This is a genomic window from Anaerotignum sp., assembly GCF_030625865.1.
Lineage (GTDB): Bacteria > Bacillota > Clostridia > Lachnospirales > Anaerotignaceae > Chakrabartyella.
Genome location: NZ_DAOUQB010000010.1, coordinates 1 through 21183, shown reverse-complemented (window position 1 = coordinate 21183; position 21183 = coordinate 1). Strand labels below are relative to the sequence as shown.

Below are 21183 nucleotides of genomic sequence, written 5' to 3'. Positions count from 1 at the left end.
AGACTAACATATAAAGCTAATTTTATTTCATTTTCAAATGTGATAAAATAAGTAGTATGTGGAGGTATGAAGGATGATTAATATTTTAGTAGTAGAAGACGATCAAAGATTAAATTACGTTGTATGTTCATTTTTAAACGAAAATGGTTATTATGCAATTAGTTGCAAAAATACTTCAGAGGCGTTTGAAAAATTAATGAACGAATCCATACATATGGTGATTTCTGATATTATGATGCCGGAAATGGATGGATTTGAATTTGCTGCCAATATCCGAAAGCAGGACAAGCAGATCCCAATTATGTTTATGACAGCCAGAGATGACATGCCTGCAAAGCAAAAAGGATATGATATTGGGATTGATGATTATATGGTTAAACCTATCGAGATGGATGAGTTGTTATTAAGAATATCAGCATTGCTTCGAAGAGCAAATATTTTTAACGAAAAAAAATTGACTGCTGGTTCTATGTTATTAAATGAGTTAGAGACAACGGCATACATTCATGGAGAAGAGGTTCCACTCACAGTCAGAGAGTTCCAGATTTTATTTAAGCTTTTATCTTATCCCAAAAGAACATTTACCAGAATGCAGTTAATGGATGAGTTCTGGGGTTTTGAAAGCGAGAGTAATCCAAGGACAGTTGATGTCTCCATTACGAAGTTAAGGGATAAAATTTCGGATTGCCAAGAAGTGGAAATTGTTACAGTGCGTGGGTTGGGGTACAAGGCGGTGATTAAATCTTGATTGTACAATACAAAGATCCGAAGGATTCTAGAATTACAGTAAAAAAATCGTTTTTAAAAGAGTATCTTATTGTGCTCGGTATTGTATTAATATGCTGTGCCGGTACTATTTTACTATACATTGAATTTATACGCAGAGAAATGAGTCCTTGGGTTATTGCAATGGATATAAGCAGTTATGTATTTTTGGTTTGTCTGCTTATTAGTCTTTCTATCCACTATATTATGAATACGGGATATTTGAAACCATTAGCAGAGGTTGGACAAGCTGCAAGAAAAGTTGCAGGTGGAGATTTTACGGTACGGATCCGTCCCAAAAGGAAGGATGGACTGAAAGATGAATTTGAGGTGCTTATTGATGACTTTAATAAAATGGTAGAGGAATTGGCGACCATAGAAACACTAAAGGGAGATTTTATTGCAAATATATCCCATGAAATAAAGACTCCTTTGGCAATTATACAAAGCTATACTACGTTGCTGCGCAAAGAGGAAATTTCAAAGGAAGATAAAGAAAATTATATACAAACCGTTCTTGAGGCAACAAATAAACTGTCAGACCTTGTGAGTAATGTTCTGCGATTAACAAAGCTGGAGAATCAGGAAATTATCCAGATTGAATCTTTTTCTTTGGCTGAACAACTACGTCTTTGTATTCTTTCTCTGGATGAAAAATTTGAAGAAAAAAACATAGATCTAGAGATAGATATAGATGAAGTCGTAATTAATTCTGATGATAGTCTCTTAGAAATTGTGTGGAATAATCTTTTAACGAATGCAATCAAATATACAGAGCCTGGTGGAAGGGTTAAGGTACAGTTAAAACAGGATAATGAGACAGCAGTAGTTACAATTGCAGATACCGGATGTGGAATAGATGATAGCACATTTAAACGAATATTTGATCGGTTTTATCAGGGAGATACATCGCATTTGGTTGAGGGGAATGGATTAGGCCTTTCACTTGTGAAGCGGGTTGTAGATCTAGTAGGAGGTCAGATTTCGGTTAGAAGTGAAAAAGGAAACGGGAGCACTTTCACTGTCAGGCTGAAAAATTAAATGTAAAAAGGTATCTGCTGCTTGAAGCATTTAACGGACGTTACAAAAAGAAGTCTAATTTGGACGCAATTAATGTAGTGTTTTCTAAATCAATGAAGCTGATGTCAGAAATTCTTAATGAATTTGGAATAGGCAATAAGTAATATTTAAAACACAACAAAATACAGAATAAGGAGGAGTTAGTTTATATAGAGCTAGCTCCTTTTTTGTACTCTAAATTGAAAGGAGGAACAAAATTGAATGCAAATATTATAGCTATCGCTAACAAAAAGGCAGCGTTGGCAAAACAACGACTTATGCTAATTTAGGCATAAGGTATATGCTCTGTTAAAAAAACTTAATATCTCAAATGAGAGGGTAGATAATGATATCGTAGAAATTATAAATACATAAAATATGGATTAAGGTCACAATTTAGAAACGGACTGTAGCCTTTCTGTGGAAAAGAAAACCACGCGTTTGACACGTGGCTGTTTACTATGATTTAATTATATAAGATTTTTACTTGTTCATATTTCGAATATGCATATATACGGTGTTTTTGGAAATCCCCAAGTGTTCAGCAATGGTAATAACAGAATCTTTGAGATTAAAGATTCCTTTTTGATACAGAATAGATACAATTTCTTTATTTTTATTGGAAGAGGAAATGGCAAGATTACTGTAAACTGCTTTCTTTGCTTCTTCCAAGGCATGAAGCATAAGCTCCTCTGTGTTTTCAACAAATGTTTCAGAAATATTTTCTTGCTTTGCACTTTCCCCCTGACACATAAAATTTACCAAAGAGGAAATGGGTGCCGCAAGGTACATATTGATACAAAACAGCCCAATAATATTTCCCTTTTCACCCATAATGGCCGTAATCGAGGATTTAAAGGTTTCACCGCGTTTGTTCTTTGCAAAATAATAAAGATGTTTTAGGTTTGGCTCTGCCAACATTCGGTTTAAAAAAGAAAGGGTTACTTCTGAAATAGAGGCGCCAATTTGTCTGCCTGAGAGATTCCCATTAACAATGTGCATAACAGAGTGATCCATGTTTTCCAAATTATGTATCACCACTTCGCAAAAATCTCCTAAGAATTCCGCTACACCATCTGCCATATTTATATGAGAATATAAAATAGCTCTATCTCGCTCTGATAATGAAAAGACTGGACTTTCCATGGTACACCTCCAAAAATATTCTAAGTTACAATATACCAAAAAATATGAACTATTTCAAGTACAAAGCATTGTTTACCCTAAATAGAGTGCTAAGAAGTTGATCAGTCATACTTTTTATGAAAAAAGATATGTGTTTCTTATAGGAAAAGGACATCAAAGTATGAACAGCAAGTTTAATGATTGCAGTTCTCAAAAGTAAAAATAAAGTGAGAATTACAGTATTGAGAAAACTTAAAGTTGAATATTTTCATGGGAGAAGAAGTTGAATCTTTTCTGCGCTGTATAAATTGTCTTGTTACCATTAAATATAAATGCTAAGGAACATACGATTGCAAAATAAATCGTGTTTTGAGGACCGAATACTTCTGCACCAATCAAAATCGGTGCTAACAATGTATTGGTTGCACTTCCGAAAACAGCGGCATAACCCAGTGCGGCAATGAGCATAGTTGGTAGACCCAATAAGCTTCCAAGAACAATTCCAAGGCTTGCTCCAATAGAAAACAGGGGGGTAACTTCGCCTCCCTGAAAACCGGCGGCTAGAGTTAAAATGGTTAGAAAAAGCTTTAAAAGCCAATCATAATTAAAAATTATCCCATCTGTAAAACTTATGTGAATAAGATTTGTACCTAATCCGCAGTATCTCCCCGCATGTAATAAAAGAAGCAAGAAAGTCAGAATACAGCCTGTAACGAATATGCGCTTGATGGGGCTTACAATAAACGAAGCAAGCTTTTTTTTACTGAAACTCAAAAAATAAGCAAAGATGCCCCCCACGATTCCAAAAATAATCCCCACGAGGATAAGCTTAAGGAAATTTTCAGGGGAAAGGGATATGGTATTTTGAATGTTCACTGAGAACTTTTCCAATCCCAGCAAGTGGGAGGTGGTGCTTGCGGCAAAAGAGGCTACCAAAGCGGGTAACAAGACTTCATATAAAAATACCCCTGACACAAGAACCTCCAAAGCAAAAAATGTCGCGGCAAGAGGTGTCTGAAACAGACCGGCAAAACCGGCAGCCATACCGATTACCAAAAGAACACGGGAATTGTTTAAAAATTTTAGATTTCTTGCAATTGTATGGGCTACGGTGGCCCCCAGCTGCACAGCAACGCCTTCTCGTCCGGCACTTCCGCCAAAAAGGTGTGTAATCCAAGTGGTTACGATAATTAAGGGTACAAGCATTTTTGGAATATGCGCATTATTGCCATGCCCGGTTTCAAATATCAGGGTCATTCCTTTTAAGCTTTCTTTACTGAAATAGCCATATATAAGTATAATGAGAACCCCGGCAATGGGTAAAAAGGGGACCAACTTTATAACATGTTCACTGCGTATTTCTGTAATCTTAATTAGTACCTCTCCAAAGACGGCATCTATTCCGCCAATAATAATGCCTACCAATAAAGCGATCAGAGAATACAAAAGGATTTCTTTGTACTCTCCCAGTATTTTTCGTATCAATTTGTTTTCCTCCTGAAGTAAAGTGAATCGAAAGCTGCAACGCATTGCAGAAGATGTGGATTAAGGTAAACCTTGAGAAAAGAGCATAGTATTCTCTCCAATATTATAACCATCAAGCCTTCTTACGGCAATGTTTTTCTTAAAAATTAAACTTTGAGGTAGCAGTTTTGCTTTTAGAAATCATTTTACGGCAAAATATTTTAGAAAACAGATATTTTGTAAAGGATATTGTTGAATTGTAATGTTAAAAAAACTGGTATTACAAAGGGATTTTTGTAACACCAGTTTTTTGAGAATAATTCTATAGACTGAGGAAAATACTTAAAAAAGTGTAAAATTGTGATTTAAATATTTTCTGCAATAAAAAATGAGTCACTCGGGGCTCGAACCCGAGACACCTGGATTAAAAGTCCAGTGCTCTACCAACTGAGCTAGTGACCCGCAACGTGTTTTAGTATATAAGAAAAAGTAAAAATTGTCAATAATTATTTTTAAAAAGTTTATCTTTCTTTTCCTGTCAGTTTAGGCTAGAATGAAAAGAAATTAAGAATTATTTAAGGAAGTATGTATTATTTTGTAAAAGAATCCTGCTATGATAAAATAGACTAGTTTTGGGAAATGGGGGTACTTCTGATGGAAAAATTCAATATTTTGGTTTGTGATGATGATAAATCAATTGTTGACGCAATTGAAATTTATTTAAAGCAAGAAGGTTATCATGTGATTAAAGCCTATAACGGACTGGAGGCTTTAAAGATTTTGGAGGAAAATGAAATACACTTAATTTTACTGGATATTATGATGCCCAAATTAGATGGCTTAAATACAACGGTTAAAATAAGGGAAACGTTAAATATACCTATTATTATTCTTTCAGCAAAATCTGAAGATACAGATAAAATTTTGGGGTTAAATTTTGGTGCCGATGATTATATCACGAAGCCGTTTAATCCACTGGAGCTTTTGGCGCGGGTAAAAAGCCAGATGCGTCGCTACACAGCCCTTGGTAGTATTGCGGAAAAAAGCAATGTGATAAAAATCGGGGAGCTTGAGCTGGATAAGGATGCAAAAGAAGTTCGTGTCCATGGTGAACCGGTTAAGCTTACAGCTACGGAATACGGAATTCTTCAGCTGTTGATGGAAAATGCAGGCAAGGTTTTTTCCATTGATCAAATTTATGAAAAAGTTTGGAATGAACTTTCTTTTGCTCCTGAAAATACTGTTTCGGTACATATCCGCCGTATTAGAGAAAAAATTGAAATTAACCCAAAAGAGCCCAGATATCTAAAGGTGGTGTGGGGTATTGGATACAAAATCGAAAAAATTTAGATGTTATCAAACAAAATGTAAGGTAGCCATTGTTGTATTATTATTTATTTGTGCTATGGCCAACTTTTTTTGTGGTATTGTAGCGGCAAACATTTCCAATCATTGGGATAGAAGTATTATTGAGGCAAAATCCATATATGATACATATGAGTTTAAAAGCCAGTTTGCAGAGGCATTGGATGAGGTTATAAAAGCGGATGTTTATTATCGCAATGAGAACCGCATTTTAAGTGGTGCCTTGATTGATAAAGAAGAGTTAATTCAAGATTTTAAACGATATTATGGTATTAAAGATGGCATTATTACCGGAAATACATCTATTAACGAAAACTTTGATGGATTAATTATTCATGGCAGTATTCCCAGTTCTTTGGAAAATAATTTTAATGAGTACAAAGAGCTAGTGGAAAGTCGGTTGCCTTTATATCGAAAAATGTATATTCAAAATCAGGTGGATGAATATAAGAGAAGTGTGCGTTATTTTAATGGTATTGTCAATTTTTTATATTATGTAGAAGATAGTCAAGGTAACGTGATATCAGGTAATACTACCCGAGGTGAAATGAGTAATATTGAACGTACTGTTGTTCTTTCTTCAGGCTTTAGCAGTGACAACATTGGAGTTACGCCCTATATCCAAAACAATTCATTTATGGAAGATAGCGATTATAAAATTTATGCAGGAATCCGTGATCCTTTTGTCGTTGGAGATGCGTTTTATAATTTGGGGCAGGAATACGTTTTTGCCAAATCGGGATTACCCATATTGTTTGGTGTGTTTACGGGATCAACGCTGCTCTTTATTTTTTGTTTCGTCTATTTGGTTCGTGTTGCGGGACAAAATGAAAAGGGAGGAAAAATCACCTATCTGGTGGTAGATAAAATATACAATGAAATTCACTTCTTATTCGTATGTGGGCTGATGATGATTTCCTTTTTCTTGGGGCTTGCTCTCTTGTCAAGCATTCTAAATGAAACAGCTATTTTTTGGGCGTATATCTTTACCACGATATTAGGTGTGATTTATTTTTGCAATATCGCATTAATAACTTCCTATGTTACGTCTGTAGCAAGACAAATGAAAGGGAAAATATTTTTACGAAATACATGGATATCTGTAACCATTCGCCGTTTATCTGAATTATTTACAGGGAAAACCTTCCGTGGATGGTTGATATTTGTTATGCTTTGCTACGGGCTGGGGAACTGTGCAATTATGGGCATGGTTATTTTTAGTGCACAAATGGAATATTTTATTATTTGTTTTTTGTGTATGATCGGTTTATTTGTGTTTAATGGTGTTTGCATGTTTTTCTTTCTAAGGGCACTGCGTTCCTTGAAAAGAATTATGATTTCAGCCAGAGAAACCTCAAAAGGTAATTTGCAATATAAATTAAATTTGGAGGAAATTTCACCTTCTTTTATCAATTTTGCAAAAGATATAGCAAACATTCAGGACGGCTTGAAAAACTCCGTGGAGGATGCTGTAAAAGGGGAAAGGATGAAAACAGAATTAATTACAAATGTTTCTCATGATTTAAAAACGCCTCTTACCTCCATTATTTCTTATGTTGATTTGCTGCGAAACCTTAAGTTGGAAAATCAATCGGCATCGGCGTATGTTGAGATATTATATGAAAAATCTTATCGCTTGAAGCAGCTGATTGAAGATTTAATTGAAGCAAGCAAGGTTTCCAGCGGAAATATTACCGTTGAAGCAATGCGTGTGGATTATCGCCAGATCATGTTGCAGGCCATCGGTGAATTGGAAGAAAAAATAGAGGCAGCAGGGTTGGAAATGAAAGTAAGTTGCCCAGAACCTTTGTATATCTTAGCTGATGGCAGACACCTATGGAGGATATTGGAGAATCTGGTTTCCAATGCAGTGAAATATTCTCTACCTAATTCCCGGGTATATATTGATATATTTCAGGCTGAGGGACGTGGGATTTTGGTTATGAAAAATATTTCTGCAGCCCCCATTGATTTTGATGAAACAAGATTAACAGACAGATTTGTTCGAGGAGATGCTTCTAGAACCACGGAAGGCTCCGGACTGGGGCTTTCTATTGCCCAAAGCTTGGTAGAAGCCCAAGGAGGTACCTTTGGCGTTAAGGTGGATGGCGATTTGTTTAAGGCAATTGTTAGTATGCCCCTTTGGGAGGACAATGAGGAACTGTTTGTGAATGAGGGTGAAGAAGAAACGTTGTAATTGTTTTTTAAACCCAAGGGAAAAGGTGCTTTATTTGGAGAGGTTATAAGCCTTTTGTAGCAAATTGGGCGTTTCCATAACTTTAGTGTTTGTCCTTTGGGTTTCAATTTAATAATGCAGAAACTAAGAGTGTCGACTTTGTCGGCACTCTTAGTTTCTGCATTAAAGTTTTCTTTTGTAAATTAAAGATTTTATCTGAACGGTAAGGGAAAGTACTTTATAATTTAAGGGATTAAAATCGTTTTGCAGCATTCACCGCTTTTCATCAAGCGTAGCCCCTCTTGGAATTCTTCCAAGGGAAGTGTGTGTGTGATAATAGGGGAGAGATCCAATCCTCCTGCAATAAGGCCTTTGGCGTCTTCCCATGTTTTATACATCAATCTTCCGGCAATGCCTTTGATGACTTTGCCACTGTAAACAAATTCTGAGAAGTTAAAATCAACAGAACCATCGGGCAGGCCGGCTGCCGCCATTTTTCCTTCGGGAGCCATACATTCAATAGCGGTTTTGATTGCTCGGATATTTCCTGTGAATTCAATTACAACATCAACGCCATAAGGTGTTTTTTCTTTGATCGCCTTTACTACATCTATTTCCATAGGGTTTAAAACTTCATCTGCCCCCATTTTTAATGCCAATTCTGCACGCTGTTTATTGAGTTCAACAGCAAATACTTTTGCTGCACCACATTTTTTTGCAACAGCGACTGCCATAACACCAATAGGGCCACATCCATTTACCATAACAATTTTACCGGCAACGGGGAATTCCATTGCAGCGTGAACGGCTACGCCGAAGGGTTCCATAATAGACACGATTTCCACAGGTGTAGATGGGTTATATACTACTGCATTTTCAGCAGGAATTGCAATATATTCAGCGAAGCAGCCATCCCGTGCCACACCAATTGTTTTGGTGTTTGGGCAAACATGCTCGTATCCATTGTGGCAAAGGGCGCAGGAGTTGCAAACGATATGGGTTTCAGCTGAAATTAAATCACCGATTTTAATTGTGGAAACATTGTCGCCGACTGCAACCACTTCTCCTGCAAACTCATGTCCAATAATAGTAGGGGGAGTCAGTCGTTTTTGAGACCATTCATTCCATTCCATAATGTGCACATCGGTTCCGCAAACAGCGGTGGCTTTCACCTTTACAAGGATATCATTCGCACCATATGAGGGAATTGGTCTTTCGGTTAGCACCAATGCGCCAGCTTCAGGTTTTTCTTTAATAACACATTTCATCATTTGGGTCATTATTTTTCCTCCTTTGTAAAAAAAATTAGATAAAATAACAAATCACTTTTCTTTTATTTTAAAAGGTGTATGTGGAATTGTACAATACATAAATATTTTTATATCATAAATTTTATTTATTATTAATTTGTGTAATACAAAAAACCTCCGAAAAAAATTATTTCGGAGGGGTATCTTCATTATGATCTGCTTGTATGGAAAGCTTTGCTGTTTCCTGAATAAAAGTAAGAACTCTTTGCGTTAAGGGTTGCAAATGCCCTTTTTTTTGATACAAAATGCCAATATCAAGAAACATCGGGTCTTGAAATGGTCTAGTCACCAATGTTTTATGAGCATATAGGGCGCGAGGTATATGGTTACTATCCACGTTAATAATACCGGAACTGCCGCCTAAAAGGATCTCTTCGATATAGCTTGTCTGATGTAGATGTTTCGAGGCGACTTTCAAATGAATATTTCTTTTTGCGGCTTCCATTTCCAATCGTTTTGGCAAATAGGATGAGGCGCCCAGGCTGGTAATTGGGGTGGAGCTTAGCAACTGTATCGGGATTTTGTCATATTCAGCCAGTTTGCTGTCTTCCCGTATTAAAAGGCAAATTTCCTGTCGGAATAAAGGGATAGATGCAACGGGGAATTTTGAAATATCCTCGGGAATTACGTTAATTGCAACGTCGACTTCACCACTTGCGATTTTTGCAAGGTGGTAATAGGCACCCCCTTCATCAAAAAAGACTTCTTCGTTTTCAGCCAATGATGGCAAAAAATCCTGATATATGCCATGAACAATATCGGGAGGAGCAGTGGGAGAAAGTCCCAGACGAAGGGTTCTTTTTTGGCTGTGATTCTTTGCCAGCATATCTGCTTCAATGGAGCGCAATTCTTCCAGAATGGGGCTGATTTTGGCAATAAAAGCTTCCCCTTCGGGCGTAAATAGAACTTTTTTCGGGGTTCTTATGATAAGCCTTACATTAAACTCTGCTTCCAGCTTGCGAATTGCCGCAGAAATAGCAGGTTGAGAGACGAAAAGAGCTTCGGCTGCTTTTGTGAAATTTTTATATTTATAGATTGCTTCCAAGTATTCCAATGCTTTAAATTGCATATTGAATCCCCTTTAAGTATTCCATCATAAATTCGCTTAATATGATTTATTATAGCACAAAAAAACGATGTAAACCAGCGGAGAGATAATTTGTAATACATAAAAAGTCATTGCATTTTAGTTGATGAGCTTTGCACTTTTTGAAAAGAATAAAATTTCATGTCAGAGTACATGGTTCAACTTAATTTCAAAACGACGAGATTTCTTACATACTTAAAAATTTAAAGGGAATCATATTTTTGAGTGAAAAAATGAGCCTGGTCGCAGCAGTTCGTGCCTTAGTATAATTTAATGAAGTTGGATTGGATATCATTTCCATTGTAGAAAAATATTTTTTTTTGTAAAAAAACTTGACAAAACCATTTGTTATGCTTTAAAATAACCCTGTTTTAGTTCGCATATAGCGAGAACACTTTTGACCAGTTTCTTTTTGAAGCTTAAGGCCATACGGACAGCCGGGTCAACTGCCGATTGTGAAGCATTTCTTCACATTATTGATTGCGTTAAGAGCGCAACTTTTATAAGTTGGCAACTCAATTGCCAGTTGGTTACTTCATAACCAAGTGTACTAGGGTACACACTTGTGAAACGGTCAATAATAAGAGTAGTAAAAGTAGTTCTTACTATATAGACTCTGAAAATATTTAGGTAACAGGCGAAAGCGCTCTATTGCAATGGTAGAGGTGTAGGTTTTTGGCTTGAAACCCATTTGAATTGAGCGATTTATAAGATGTGCCATAGTATAACTGTGGTGCATCTTTTTTGTTTGGGGGATTTCAAAATGGTAGATAAAATGAAATTGTATGGTTTTAATAATCTTACAAAATCTTTAAGTTTTAATATTTACGATATCTGCTATGCCAAGACGGCAAGAGAGCAGCAAGATTATATCAAGTATATCAATGAGCAGTATAATTCGGAGCGGTTGACTGCAATTTTAACGAAGCTTACGGAAATGATTGGGGCAACGGTTTTAAATATCTCGAAGCAAGATTACGAACCACAAGGCGCAAGTGTAACGTTTCTGATTGCGGAGGTGAATATGGCAAAAGCCCGCAGCGGCGAAACCGTTGTGGCTCATTTGGATAAAAGCCATGTTACCGTGCACACTTATCCTGAATATCACCCGGAAACTTCTATTGCAACCTTTCGTGTGGATATTGATGTGGCAACGTGTGGTGAAATTACACCCCTTTCCACTTTGGATTTTCTGATTGGGAGCTTCGATTCTGACATTATTACCATGGATTATCGTGTTCGAGGGTTTACCCGTGATTTGGAGGGACAAAAGCTGTTTATAGACCACAATATTACCTCCATTCAGGATTATATTCACAATGATATTCTCCAAAAGTATGATGCCATTGATGTAAATATTTATCAATCCAATATTTTTCACACGAAAATGCTCATCAAGGATTTGGTGTTGCAAAATTATTTGTTTAATTCGGATGTATATGAAATCCCGCCCAAAATCCGTTTGGATATTACAAACGCATTGCGTCAGGAAATGATTGAAATATTTAGTGGTTCCAACATTTATCAGGGGGTGAAGCTTTGAAGGATCAGAGTAAAATGCCACTTATGGAAGCGCTGGAAAGGATGCGCCATGATCGTCTGGTACCCTTTGATGTACCGGGGCATAAGCACGGGAAAGGAAATCCACAATTGACAGATTTTTTGGGCGAGAAATGTCTGTCTGTAGATGTAAATTCAATGAAGCCTCTAGATAATCTTTGCCATCCTGTTAGCGTAATTAAAGAGGCGGAGGAACTTGCGGCTGAAGCTTTTGGTGCAGCTCATGCATTTTTTATGGTGGGAGGCACAACTTCTGCGGTGCAGACTATGATACTTGCCAGTGTAAAAAGTGGGGAGGAAATCATTTTACCCAGAAATGTTCACCAAAGTGTGATTAATGCTTTGGTGCTTTGCGGTGCGGTTCCTGTTTACATTAATCCTCAAATGAACAAAAAGCTGGGAATTGCACTGGGAATGTCTCTCGATGATGTAAAACAGACAATTCTGGAGCATCCTAATGCCAAAGCTATTTTGGTAAATAATCCAACATACTACGGTATTTGCTCTGATTTAAAGCAAATTACCCAAATTGCTCATGAAAATGGGTTGCATGTCCTTGTGGACGAGGCCCATGGCACCCATTTTTACTTCGGTAAAGATATGCCCATTTCTGCCATGGCGGCGGGAGCGGATATGGCAGCGGTAAGTATGCACAAATCCGGTGGGTCTCTTACCCAAAGTTCTTTATTACTTTGCGGTGAAGAGACAAATGCCAACTACGTCAGGAAAATTATTAATCTCACTCAAACCACCAGTGGTTCCTATCTTTTGCTTTCCAGCTTAGATATATCGAGAAGGAACTTAGCACTGTGGGGAGAAGAAACCTTTGAAAAAGTAAAGAATTTTGCCCAGTATGCTAGGGATGAAATCAATGCCATTGGCGATTATTATGCCTATTCCAAAGAGTTGATCAATGGGGATAGTGTGTTTGACTATGATACCACAAAGCTTTCTGTGAATACTTTGAAATTGGGACTTGCAGGGATTGAGGTTTACGATTTGCTTCGTGATGAATATGGTATTCAAATTGAGTTTGGTGATTTAGGAAACATTCTCGCTTACATTTCTGTAGGGGATAAAAATAAAAATATTGAGCGGCTTATTAGTGCCCTCTCAGAAATAAGACGAATTTATAAAAAAGACAATAAAGATATGTTGGATACGGAATACATCAGTCCTGTCGTTGTTATTTCACCGCAGGAAGCGTTTTATGCAGATAAAGTAAGCCTTCCTTTGGACAAATGTGATGGCAGAGTTTGCACAGAGTTTGTTATGTGCTATCCGCCGGGTATTCCCATCCTTGCGCCGGGGGAACGTATTACCCGGGAAATCATTGAATACATCCAATATGCAAAGGAAAAAGGATGCGTGGTTACGGGGCCGGAAAGCATGGATATCAGTCGACTGAACGTATGGAAAGGAGAAGAAAATGGATGATTTATGGTACAGCGAATATCATACGCCAAATGTGAGGTTCTCTGTGAAGGTTTTTCGTCAGATTCACTACGAAGAAAGCAAATATCAGAAAATATCGGTGTTTGAATCTCCTGAATTTGGCCGTTTTTTAACCTTGGATGGGATTATGATGCTCACGGAGCGTGATGAATTTATATATCACGAAATGATTACCCATCCTGCCATGGCGATTAATCCGAATATGAAAAATGTTTTGGTTATTGGCGCAGGAGATGGCGGAGTGGTGCGAGAGCTTGGAAAGTACAGTCAAATAGAGCATATTGACGTTGTGGAAATTGATGAACGTGTGGTAGCGGTTTGCAAGGAATTTTTGCCCCAAACAGCTTGTGGCTTTGAGGATGCTAGAGTACAGTTGCATTTTCAGGATGGGCTGAAATTTGTGCGACATACAGACAAAGCATATGACCTTATTATAGTGGATTCTACAGATCCGTTTGGCCCCGGTGAAGTGCTTTTTACCAAAGAGTTTTACGGAAATTGCTGTCGTGCCCTTACGGAACAAGGGATTCTCATCAATCAGCATGAAAGCCCGTTTTATGAAGAGGATGCAAAGGCCATGAAATCTGCCCATAAGCGCATATCCCACGTATTTCCTATGGGTTATGTATATCAGGCTCATATCCCAACATACCCTTCGGGGCACTGGCTGTTTGGGTTTGCTTCAAAAACGCTACATCCAATGAGTGACTTAAAAACAGAAGAATGGAATGCTTTGGGTATCAAAACCAAGTACTATAATACTGAACTGCATGCTGGTGCTTTTGGCTTACCCACTTATGTAAAGGAGATGCTAAAGGATGAATAAAAACATACAAACTTTTTTAGGGTGTGACGCTGGGTATGAGGAAGCGGAAGTTGTATTGTTTGGTGTGCCCTTTGACGGGACGACTTCCTTTCGACCGGGCACACGTTTTGGCCCTTCGGCTATCCGCAATGAATCCTTTGGGCTTGAAACCTATTCCCCTTACTGTGATCGTGATGTTGCGGATTATGAAATTTTTGACGGAGGGGATTTGGAACTTCCCTTTGGAAACACCGAAAGGGTACTGGAAATGACCCAAAACTATGCCGCACAAATTCTCGGGGATGACAAACGCTTTGTTATGCTAGGAGGAGAGCATCTCATTACACTTGGAGCAGTACGTGCCGTGGTGGAGCGGTATCCTGATGTGCATATCATCCATTTTGATGCCCACACAGACCTGCGTACAGATTATTTGGGAGAGACCCTTTCTCATTCTACGGTAATCAAACAGGTATGGAACCTTGTGGGTGATGGTAGAATCCATCAGTTTGGTATCCGTAGTGGGGAAAAATATGAATTTGATTTTGCCAAAAAGCATACCTTTATGCACAAATTCGATCTTACCGGGTTTTCTGAAACCGTTGCCAAACTGAAGGGCAAGCCGGTATATTTTACACTAGATTTAGATGTTTTAGACCCCTCCATATTTTGTGGTACAGGTACACCCGAAGCAGGAGGGATCCCTTTTAAAGAGTTAATGGAAGCCGTTTTGCAGTTGAACCAATTAAATATTGTGGGCTGTGATATTAATGAGCTTTCCCCCCACTATGATCAAAGCGGTAGTTCCACTGCCGTTGCTTGTAAAATTACACGAGAGATCTTATTGCAAATTACAAAGTAAAGGAGACAGAAAAATGGGAAAATGTATGATTATCGGTTGTGGCGGTGTTGCCAGTGTTGCAATCCACAAATGTTGCCAAAACAGTGAGGTTTTTGAGGAAATTATGATTGCCAGCCGCACCAAATCCAAATGTGATGCGTTGAAAGTAAAGCTTGAGGGTACAACGAAAACAAAGATTCAAACAGCCGAGGTGGATGCGGACAATGTGGAGGAGTTGGTTGCATTAATCAATGAATTTCAGCCCGACGTGGTTTTGAACCTTGCTTTACCTTATCAGGATTTGACTATTATGGATGCCTGCCTAGCTACAAAAACACATTATGTGGACACTGCAAACTATGAACCCTTGGATACTGCAAAATTTGAATATAAATGGCAGTGGGCATACCGTGAAAAATTCAAGGAAGCGGGTATCTGTGCATTGTTGGGCAGTGGTTTTGACCCCGGTGTTACAGGTGTTTTCTCTGCTTATGCCATGAAGCATCAGTTTGATGAAATCAATTATATCGATATTCTTGACTGCAACGGTGGTGATCATGGCTATCCTTTTGCAACCAACTTTAACCCAGAAATTAATATCAGAGAAGTAACAGCCAACGGCAGTTATTGGGAAAATGGCGAATGGGTAGAAACGGAACCCATGGAAATCAAGCGTGAGTATGACTTTGCAGAGGTTGGTAAGAAGGATATGTATTTGCTACACCATGAAGAGCTGGAAAGTTTGGGCTTAAATATAAAGGGAATTAAACGTATTCGTTTCTTCATGACATTTGGACAGAGCTATTTGACACATCTCAAATGTTTAGAAAACGTAGGTATGACATCCATTGAACCTATTGAATTTGAAGGTAAGCAGATTGTGCCTTTGCAATTTTTGAAAGCTGTATTGCCTGATCCTGCAAGCCTTGGTCCTCGTACTGTAGGGAAGACAAATATCGGATGTATCTTCCAGGGCGTAAAGGATGGCAAGGAAAAAACTTATTACTTGTATAATATTTGTGACCATCAGGAGTGCTATAAAGAAGTAGGTAGTCAGGCGATCTCCTATACTACTGGTGTGCCTGCTATGATTGGCGCAATGCTTGTGATGAATGGCAAATGGAATCAACCAGGTGTTTGGAATATGGAAGAGTTTGATCCCGATCCTTTCATGGAGGCATTGAATAAATGGGGATTGCCTTGGGTTGAAGATTTTAATCCCGAGTTGGTAGACTAATGGATAAGGTGTTATATTCTGTGGAAACGCCCTGCTATGTTGTTGATGAAAAACGTTTGATTCAGAATCTCATTATTTTGAGGGATATTGCTGAACGTGCCGGCTGTAAAATTTTGCTGGCACAAAAAGCATTTTCCATGTTTACGGTGTATCCCTTAATTGGACGTTATCTTGACGGGACAACTGCCAGCGGCTTATTTGAAGCAAAGCTTGGATTTGAGGAAATGGGTAAGGAAAACCATGTTTTTTCTGCGGCATATATGGAAAAGGAGTTTGACGAGGTTGTAAAAATTTGCGATCATATTTCCTTTAATTCCTTTGCACAGTGGGAAAAATATGGGGGTAAAGCCCTTGCCACAGGGAAAAGTTGTGGTATTCGCATCAATCCCCAACATTCCACGCAAGAGCATGGTATTTATGATCCCTGCGCAGAAGGGTCTCGTCTAGGAGTAACCAGAGAAAATTTTAAGCCTGAATTGTTGGATGGCATTGAGGGATTGCATTTTCATACTTTATGTGAACAAAACAGCGATGCCCTCATCGAAACATTATCTGCCGTGGAAGAAAAGTTTGGCGAATTTTTGCCACAGATGAAGTGGGTGAATTTTGGCGGTGGCCATCATATCACCCGTGCCGACTACGATAGGGACGCTTTAGTAGACTGCATTTTACGGTTCAAAGAAAAATACAACGTGGAAGTTTATTTGGAACCAGGGGAGGCAGTGGCACTCAATGCAGGCTATTTGGTAACTTCGGTGTTGGATATTGTGCATAACGGTATGGACATTGCCCTTTTGGATGCATCCGCTGCCTGCCATATGCCTGATGTCATTGAAATGCCTTATCGTCCGCCCCTTTATCAGAGTGGTGAGCCAAAGGAAAAACCGTATACCTACCGTTTGACAGGCGCCACCTGCCTGGCTGGAGATGTAATTGGAGATTATTCTTTCTGCCATCCTCTTTCTGTAGGTGACAAGTTGATTTTTGAAGATATGGCAATTTATTCTATGGTGAAGAATAATACCTTTAACGGCATGTGTCTACCTTCCATTGCTCTTCTTCAAGAAGATGAGAATATAAAAATCATTAAAACTTTTGGTTATCATGATTTTAAAGAACGACTTTCATAAAATTCTTATGAGTTTTTGTGATAATTTTTAACGAAGTATTAAAATAATGTTTTGATATCACATACTTCTTTACGTAATAAAAAATCTTTTTATATATAAGGACGGGAGGGAAATCTAACCGTTCTGTGGCTTGGTGAGGGGGAATTAAGATGATTGTAGCAAAATTTGGTGGAAGTTCGTTGGCAAATGCGGCACAGTTTCAAAAAGTACGTGATATTATTCTGGCAGATGACCGCCGGACAATCATCGTTCCCAGTGCACCGGGCAAACGTTTTGACGAAGATGAGAAAGTAACAGATCTTTTATATCGTTGTTATCATGAGCAGATAAGTGGACAATGTTTTCAGTCCACCTTTGACAAAATTCGTCAGAGATATTTGGATATTGCATTTGAGCTAAAGTTGTCCCTAAATATTGAAGCATCCTTGGATGAAATTAATGAAAAAATGGCATTCGGTGCTTCGGCAGATTATTGCGCCAGTCGCGGAGAATTTTTAAATGGTTTATTACTGGCAAATTATTTAAAATTTGAATTTTTAGATGCTGCAGAAGTTATTTTTTTCGACGAAAAAGGCACTTTTGATGCTGAGAAAACAAATTTTGAATTGCAAAAAAAAATGGAAACCCATAAAAATGTTGTGGTTCCAGGTTTTTATGGAAGCACTCCTGATGGGAATATTTGTGTTTTTTCCCGTGGTGGAAGTGATGTTACAGGTGCCATTGCGGCTCGTGCTGCCCAGGCGGAGATATATGAAAATTGGACAGATGTTTCCGGTTTCTTGATGGCAGATCCTCGCATCGTTTGTAACCCTAAGCCAATCAAGCATATTACATATCATGAAATGCATGAATTGTGCTGTGCGGGAGCTACGGTACTCCATGAGGATAGTGTTTTTCCTGTAAGTCGTGCAGGTATTCCTACCAATATCCGTAACACTAATTTGCCTGAACACCCAGGTACCATGATTACCTGCAATGCAGTGCAGCGTGAAGATTATGCTATTTTTGCTGGTATTGCAGGCAAAAAAGGATTTAGTCTATTGGTTGTGGAGAAAGAACAGGCAAGTCGTGATAAAACATTTGTAAAAGGGGTATTGCAAGCTGCCCAAAATTGTGATTTGTCTTTTCAATACCTTCCATCTGGCATCAATTGTGTTTGTTTGATGGTGGACGCCCAACGATTTGATAGCGTACAAGACAAGTTTAAGGAAGAAATTGAGAAATGGAATATCTCTTATTCTCTTACGACACAGCACGGAATTGCAGGCATTGTGTTGGCTGGATATGGAATAGTCCACAACCGTGAAACAGTGAATCGTATTTTTCAAGTATTGCAAAGACAAAGTATTGGGGTCGTGATGATTAACCAAGGAAGTGGGGAGCTAAGTACATGGGTTGGTGTTGTAGAGGATGAGATGGCAGATGCAATTCGTGTAATATATGAAGAATTTGTTTGATGTTATTACAAATAATGATAAAAATAAAACTCCTTTGCATGTTTGACGAGAAAAAGTCATAACAAACAAAGGAGATTTTTTATTGTTGCCATTTAAGACATTTTTTTTCTAAAAAAGCAATGCCTTCATACATTAAAGCAGCCATAAGTGCAAGGATAATAACACTAAGCATTACCCAGTCTAATTTGAATATCTGATACTACAAACTGTATATATAGATTTAGTAATATATTGACGGAATTTTCCAAAAGTGTTATAATGAATGAAAATTAAATACAAATTTATAACCGGGGGAACTATTTTAGTTGAGAAGGATAAAACCTGACCCTTAGAACCTGTCAGTTAATACTGTCGTAGGGAGTGTAATCAGTCAAGTATTTGATGTCTTATCCCTAGGATAAGGCTTTTTTATTGCAATTATATAATCAAAAAAAATTAAATATGAATTACGTAACTTTTATGTTTAAAATTGATAAGGCATAAAAAGGGGTGCACCACCGCGGGTGTATTCCTTTCTATGCCTTTTTATTATACATCAAAAAAATCATATAGGAAAGAGAGTGTAAAATGAAAAAAATAAACCTAAAAAAACAAACAACCCTTGCAATGTTAGTGGCACTAGGCTACGTGCTCAACACCTTTGTGTATTTCCCAAGGATGGCTCCTTTTCAGCACATGATTAATGTGATTGCGGCAGTTATCCTTGGCCCAACCCTTGGTTTTGTATGCGCTTTATTAATTGGAACTTTGCGGATGATACTTAACGGTAATACCATACTTGCGGTTATTGGTGCAGTAATTGGTGCATACCTTTCCGGACTATGTTATAAGAAAACCCAGAAGTTGTACATGGCAGTTGTGGGTGAGGTAATTGGGACAGGTATTATTAGTGCAATTGTATCTTATCCGTTTATGGTTCATTTCTATGGACTGCCACCCACTTCAATGTTTACATATGTACCGTTTTTTATTCCATCTTCGCTAATGGGGGCAGTCATAGGCTATGTACTTATTAAATCATTGGAGAAGACAGGAAATTTACAAAAAATGAAACAATCGTTAGAAAGCGAAAGGAGTCAGTCATGTTAGATAAAGTATTTCAAAACATAAATCGTATAAACCCGATTGTTCATTGCATTACAAATTTTGTGACAGTTAATGATTGCGCCAATATAATACTTGCCTGCGGCGGATCACCAACTATGGCTTATGATTTTCGTGAGGTTGCAGATATTACAAGTAAAACAAATGCGTTGGTTCTAAATATGGGAACGGTAAGCGATAATGATGCAATGATTACTGCGGGCAGAAGAAGCAACGAGTTAAATCATCCCGTTATTATCGATCCTGTTGGGGTTGGGGGTTCAAGGTTTCGTGTAGATACGTTTCGCCAGTTGGCTGATAGTATGCAATTTTCTGTGATACGTGGTAATATTTCAGAAATCAAAGCCATCGCCACGGGCAAAAGTGATATAAGGGGTGTTGATGCTACGGAAGCCGATAAAATTACAGAAAATAATGTATATGAAATTGCAGCTATGGCAAAACAGCTTAGCATAAAAATGAAAAGCGTTATTGTAATATCCGGTCCGATTGATATTGTAGCAAACAAAGAAATAGCTTATTTGGTACGGAACGGGCACCCAATTATGGCCAAGATAACGGGTTCCGGATGCATGTCTACGGCGATGCTGGGAGCGTTTTGCGGTGGGAATCCAGATGATATACTTGAAGCTTCATTGGCATCAACAGTAACTATGGGCGTTTGTGGGGAATTGGCTTATGAAAAGACAGCTGCAGCCAGAGGTGGAACTATGACTTTTCGTCTACACTTGATAGATCAAGTGAGTTTGGTTACCCCTGAGATTATTTGTGAAATGATGAGGATAGAGAAAATCTAAAAGATTTTGCACTATATTTTTATTTAGGAAAAGCAGTGATAACGGTGTTGATAGCCGTAAAACACTGCTTTTTTTATTGCAACAAAAAGTTGGGACGTTTTGGGACTTTTTGAGACTTTTTGGGACGTTTTTTCTGCTAGCATGAAAAAGAGGGTGCTTTCAATAATACTCTTTTTTGAAATTCATTTATCCTCCAGAAGCTGCCCTGGGAAACCAGTGGCAGCAATCCCTTTAACTTTGTTTGGAACAACTAAAAAAGAGTATATCAATGCAGATATGCTCTTTTTTATACAATAATTTGAGGGTTTGTCAGTGTTACTAAACATAATTCGTTGATGTTAAATAAGGGGCTGGGAAAAAGGAAAATCTACTATATAACGCAGTCAAAAAAATAAGCTTAACACAATGTAGTGTTTTGTTAAATAAGGATTTTGTAGGAAAAAAGG

General features: G+C 38.0%; 17 protein-coding genes, 1 tRNA gene and 1 riboswitch. Of the genes, 13 read left to right on the top strand and 5 right to left on the bottom strand.

Features of this window, described 5'->3' with window-relative positions; all coding sequences use genetic code 11:
- Positions 1-73: 73 nt before the first annotated feature.
- Both P9Q65_RS04400 and P9Q65_RS04395 read left to right on the top strand, forming a co-directional pair.
- Entirely contained in the window at positions 74-748 is a 675-nt protein-coding gene (locus tag P9Q65_RS04400) for a response regulator transcription factor (RefSeq protein ID WP_304508141.1), read from the top strand.
- Positions 745-1806: a HAMP domain-containing sensor histidine kinase gene (locus P9Q65_RS04395; protein WP_304508140.1), complete on the top strand. Its 1062-nt coding sequence runs from the start codon at positions 745-747 to the stop codon at positions 1804-1806. The genes P9Q65_RS04400 and P9Q65_RS04395 overlap by 4 nt, the downstream gene beginning before the upstream one ends.
- A gap of 501 nt (positions 1807-2307) precedes the next feature.
- Here the strand turns inward: P9Q65_RS04395 and P9Q65_RS04390 are convergent.
- The 3 genes from P9Q65_RS04390 to P9Q65_RS04380 all read right to left on the bottom strand — a co-directional run bounded on the left by P9Q65_RS04390 (position 2308) and on the right by P9Q65_RS04380 (position 4875).
- Complete coding sequence (locus P9Q65_RS04390) at positions 2308-2970, bottom strand: helix-turn-helix transcriptional regulator (protein WP_304508138.1); 663 nt, start codon at positions 2968-2970, stop codon at positions 2308-2310.
- A 231-nt stretch (positions 2971-3201) separates the two neighbouring features.
- On the bottom strand, positions 3202-4434 hold the full coding sequence (locus P9Q65_RS04385; RefSeq protein ID WP_304508137.1) for a chloride channel protein: 1233 nt from the start codon (positions 4432-4434) through the stop codon (positions 3202-3204).
- 368 nt (positions 4435-4802) lie between these two features.
- Positions 4803-4875: transfer RNA gene (locus tag P9Q65_RS04380), tRNA-Lys, on the bottom strand.
- Between the two features lie 192 nt (positions 4876-5067).
- On the opposite strand from P9Q65_RS04380, the gene P9Q65_RS04375 reads away from it, so the two are divergent.
- Both P9Q65_RS04375 and P9Q65_RS04370 read left to right on the top strand, forming a co-directional pair.
- Positions 5068-5763, top strand: coding sequence for a response regulator transcription factor (locus P9Q65_RS04375; RefSeq protein ID WP_304508135.1), 696 nt, complete (start codon positions 5068-5070; stop codon positions 5761-5763).
- On the top strand, positions 5738-7975 hold the full coding sequence (locus P9Q65_RS04370) for a sensor histidine kinase (protein WP_304508133.1): 2238 nt from the start codon (positions 5738-5740) through the stop codon (positions 7973-7975). Before P9Q65_RS04375 ends, P9Q65_RS04370 begins: the two co-directional genes overlap by 26 nt.
- 224 nt (positions 7976-8199) lie before the next feature.
- Here the strand turns inward: P9Q65_RS04370 and tdh are convergent, their stop codons facing one another.
- Both tdh and P9Q65_RS04360 read right to left on the bottom strand, forming a co-directional pair.
- On the bottom strand, positions 8200-9234 hold the full coding sequence (gene tdh, locus P9Q65_RS04365) for an L-threonine 3-dehydrogenase (RefSeq protein ID WP_304508131.1): 1035 nt from the start codon (positions 9232-9234) through the stop codon (positions 8200-8202).
- 157 nt (positions 9235-9391) lie between these two features.
- Complete coding sequence (locus P9Q65_RS04360; RefSeq protein ID WP_304508130.1) at positions 9392-10333, bottom strand: LysR family transcriptional regulator; 942 nt, start codon at positions 10331-10333, stop codon at positions 9392-9394.
- Positions 10334-11114: 781 nt separating this feature from the next.
- Between P9Q65_RS04360 and speD the strand changes: the two genes are divergently transcribed.
- The 9 genes from speD to thiM all read left to right on the top strand — a co-directional run bounded on the left by speD (position 11115) and on the right by thiM (position 20737).
- Positions 11115-11894, top strand: a complete 780-nt coding sequence (speD, locus tag P9Q65_RS04355) for an adenosylmethionine decarboxylase (protein ID WP_304508128.1) — start codon at positions 11115-11117, stop codon at positions 11892-11894.
- A gap of 14 nt (positions 11895-11908) precedes the next feature.
- The gene (locus P9Q65_RS04350; protein WP_304508200.1) at positions 11909-13348 is read left to right on the top strand and encodes an aminotransferase class I/II-fold pyridoxal phosphate-dependent enzyme; all 1440 of its coding nucleotides are present in this window, start codon (positions 11909-11911) and stop codon (positions 13346-13348) included.
- Positions 13341-14192, top strand: a complete 852-nt coding sequence (speE, locus tag P9Q65_RS04345) for a polyamine aminopropyltransferase (protein ID WP_304508126.1) — start codon at positions 13341-13343, stop codon at positions 14190-14192. The genes P9Q65_RS04350 and speE overlap by 8 nt, the downstream gene beginning before the upstream one ends.
- Positions 14185-15033, top strand: a complete 849-nt coding sequence (gene speB, locus P9Q65_RS04340; protein ID WP_304508124.1) for an agmatinase — start codon at positions 14185-14187, stop codon at positions 15031-15033. Before speE ends, speB begins: the two co-directional genes overlap by 8 nt.
- Positions 15034-15046: 13 nt before the next feature.
- Complete coding sequence (locus P9Q65_RS04335) at positions 15047-16249, top strand: saccharopine dehydrogenase family protein (protein WP_304508123.1); 1203 nt, start codon at positions 15047-15049, stop codon at positions 16247-16249.
- The gene (gene nspC, locus P9Q65_RS04330) at positions 16249-17379 is read left to right on the top strand and encodes a carboxynorspermidine decarboxylase (RefSeq protein ID WP_304508121.1); all 1131 of its coding nucleotides are present in this window, start codon (positions 16249-16251) and stop codon (positions 17377-17379) included. Before P9Q65_RS04335 ends, nspC begins: the two co-directional genes overlap by 1 nt.
- Positions 17380-17528: 149 nt before the next feature.
- Complete coding sequence (locus P9Q65_RS04325; RefSeq protein WP_304508120.1) at positions 17529-18836, top strand: aspartate kinase; 1308 nt, start codon at positions 17529-17531, stop codon at positions 18834-18836.
- A gap of 279 nt (positions 18837-19115) precedes the next feature.
- Positions 19116-19213: riboswitch (TPP riboswitch) on the top strand.
- A 190-nt stretch (positions 19214-19403) separates the two neighbouring features.
- Complete coding sequence (gene thiW, locus P9Q65_RS04320; RefSeq protein WP_304508118.1) at positions 19404-19925, top strand: energy coupling factor transporter S component ThiW; 522 nt, start codon at positions 19404-19406, stop codon at positions 19923-19925.
- Positions 19919-20737 carry a hydroxyethylthiazole kinase gene (thiM, locus tag P9Q65_RS04315; protein ID WP_304508115.1) on the top strand — a complete coding sequence of 273 codons (819 nt, stop codon included), beginning with the start codon at positions 19919-19921 and terminating at the stop codon, positions 20735-20737. Before thiW ends, thiM begins: the two co-directional genes overlap by 7 nt.
- The last annotated feature ends 446 nt before the right edge of the window (positions 20738-21183 follow it).

Coding starts and splice junctions, on each gene's coding strand:
- P9Q65_RS04350 (WP_304508200.1), top strand. CDS start 11,909: ATGCCACTTATGGAAGCGCTGGAAAGGATGCGCCATGATCGTCTGGTA.
- thiW (WP_304508118.1), top strand. CDS start 19,404: ATGAAAAAAATAAACCTAAAAAAACAAACAACCCTTGCAATGTTAGTG.
- P9Q65_RS04325 (WP_304508120.1), top strand. CDS start 17,529: ATGATTGTAGCAAAATTTGGTGGAAGTTCGTTGGCAAATGCGGCACAG.
- P9Q65_RS04335 (WP_304508123.1), top strand. CDS start 15,047: ATGGGAAAATGTATGATTATCGGTTGTGGCGGTGTTGCCAGTGTTGCA.
- P9Q65_RS04375 (WP_304508135.1), top strand. CDS start 5,068: ATGGAAAAATTCAATATTTTGGTTTGTGATGATGATAAATCAATTGTT.
- speB (WP_304508124.1), top strand. CDS start 14,185: ATGAATAAAAACATACAAACTTTTTTAGGGTGTGACGCTGGGTATGAG.
- thiM (WP_304508115.1), top strand. CDS start 19,919: ATGTTAGATAAAGTATTTCAAAACATAAATCGTATAAACCCGATTGTT.
- P9Q65_RS04360 (WP_304508130.1), bottom strand. CDS start 10,333: ATGCAATTTAAAGCATTGGAATACTTGGAAGCAATCTATAAATATAAA.
- P9Q65_RS04400 (WP_304508141.1), top strand. CDS start 74: ATGATTAATATTTTAGTAGTAGAAGACGATCAAAGATTAAATTACGTT.
- speE (WP_304508126.1), top strand. CDS start 13,341: ATGGATGATTTATGGTACAGCGAATATCATACGCCAAATGTGAGGTTC.
- nspC (WP_304508121.1), top strand. CDS start 16,249: ATGGATAAGGTGTTATATTCTGTGGAAACGCCCTGCTATGTTGTTGAT.
- tdh (WP_304508131.1), bottom strand. CDS start 9,234: ATGACCCAAATGATGAAATGTGTTATTAAAGAAAAACCTGAAGCTGGC.
- P9Q65_RS04390 (WP_304508138.1), bottom strand. CDS start 2,970: ATGGAAAGTCCAGTCTTTTCATTATCAGAGCGAGATAGAGCTATTTTA.
- speD (WP_304508128.1), top strand. CDS start 11,115: ATGGTAGATAAAATGAAATTGTATGGTTTTAATAATCTTACAAAATCT.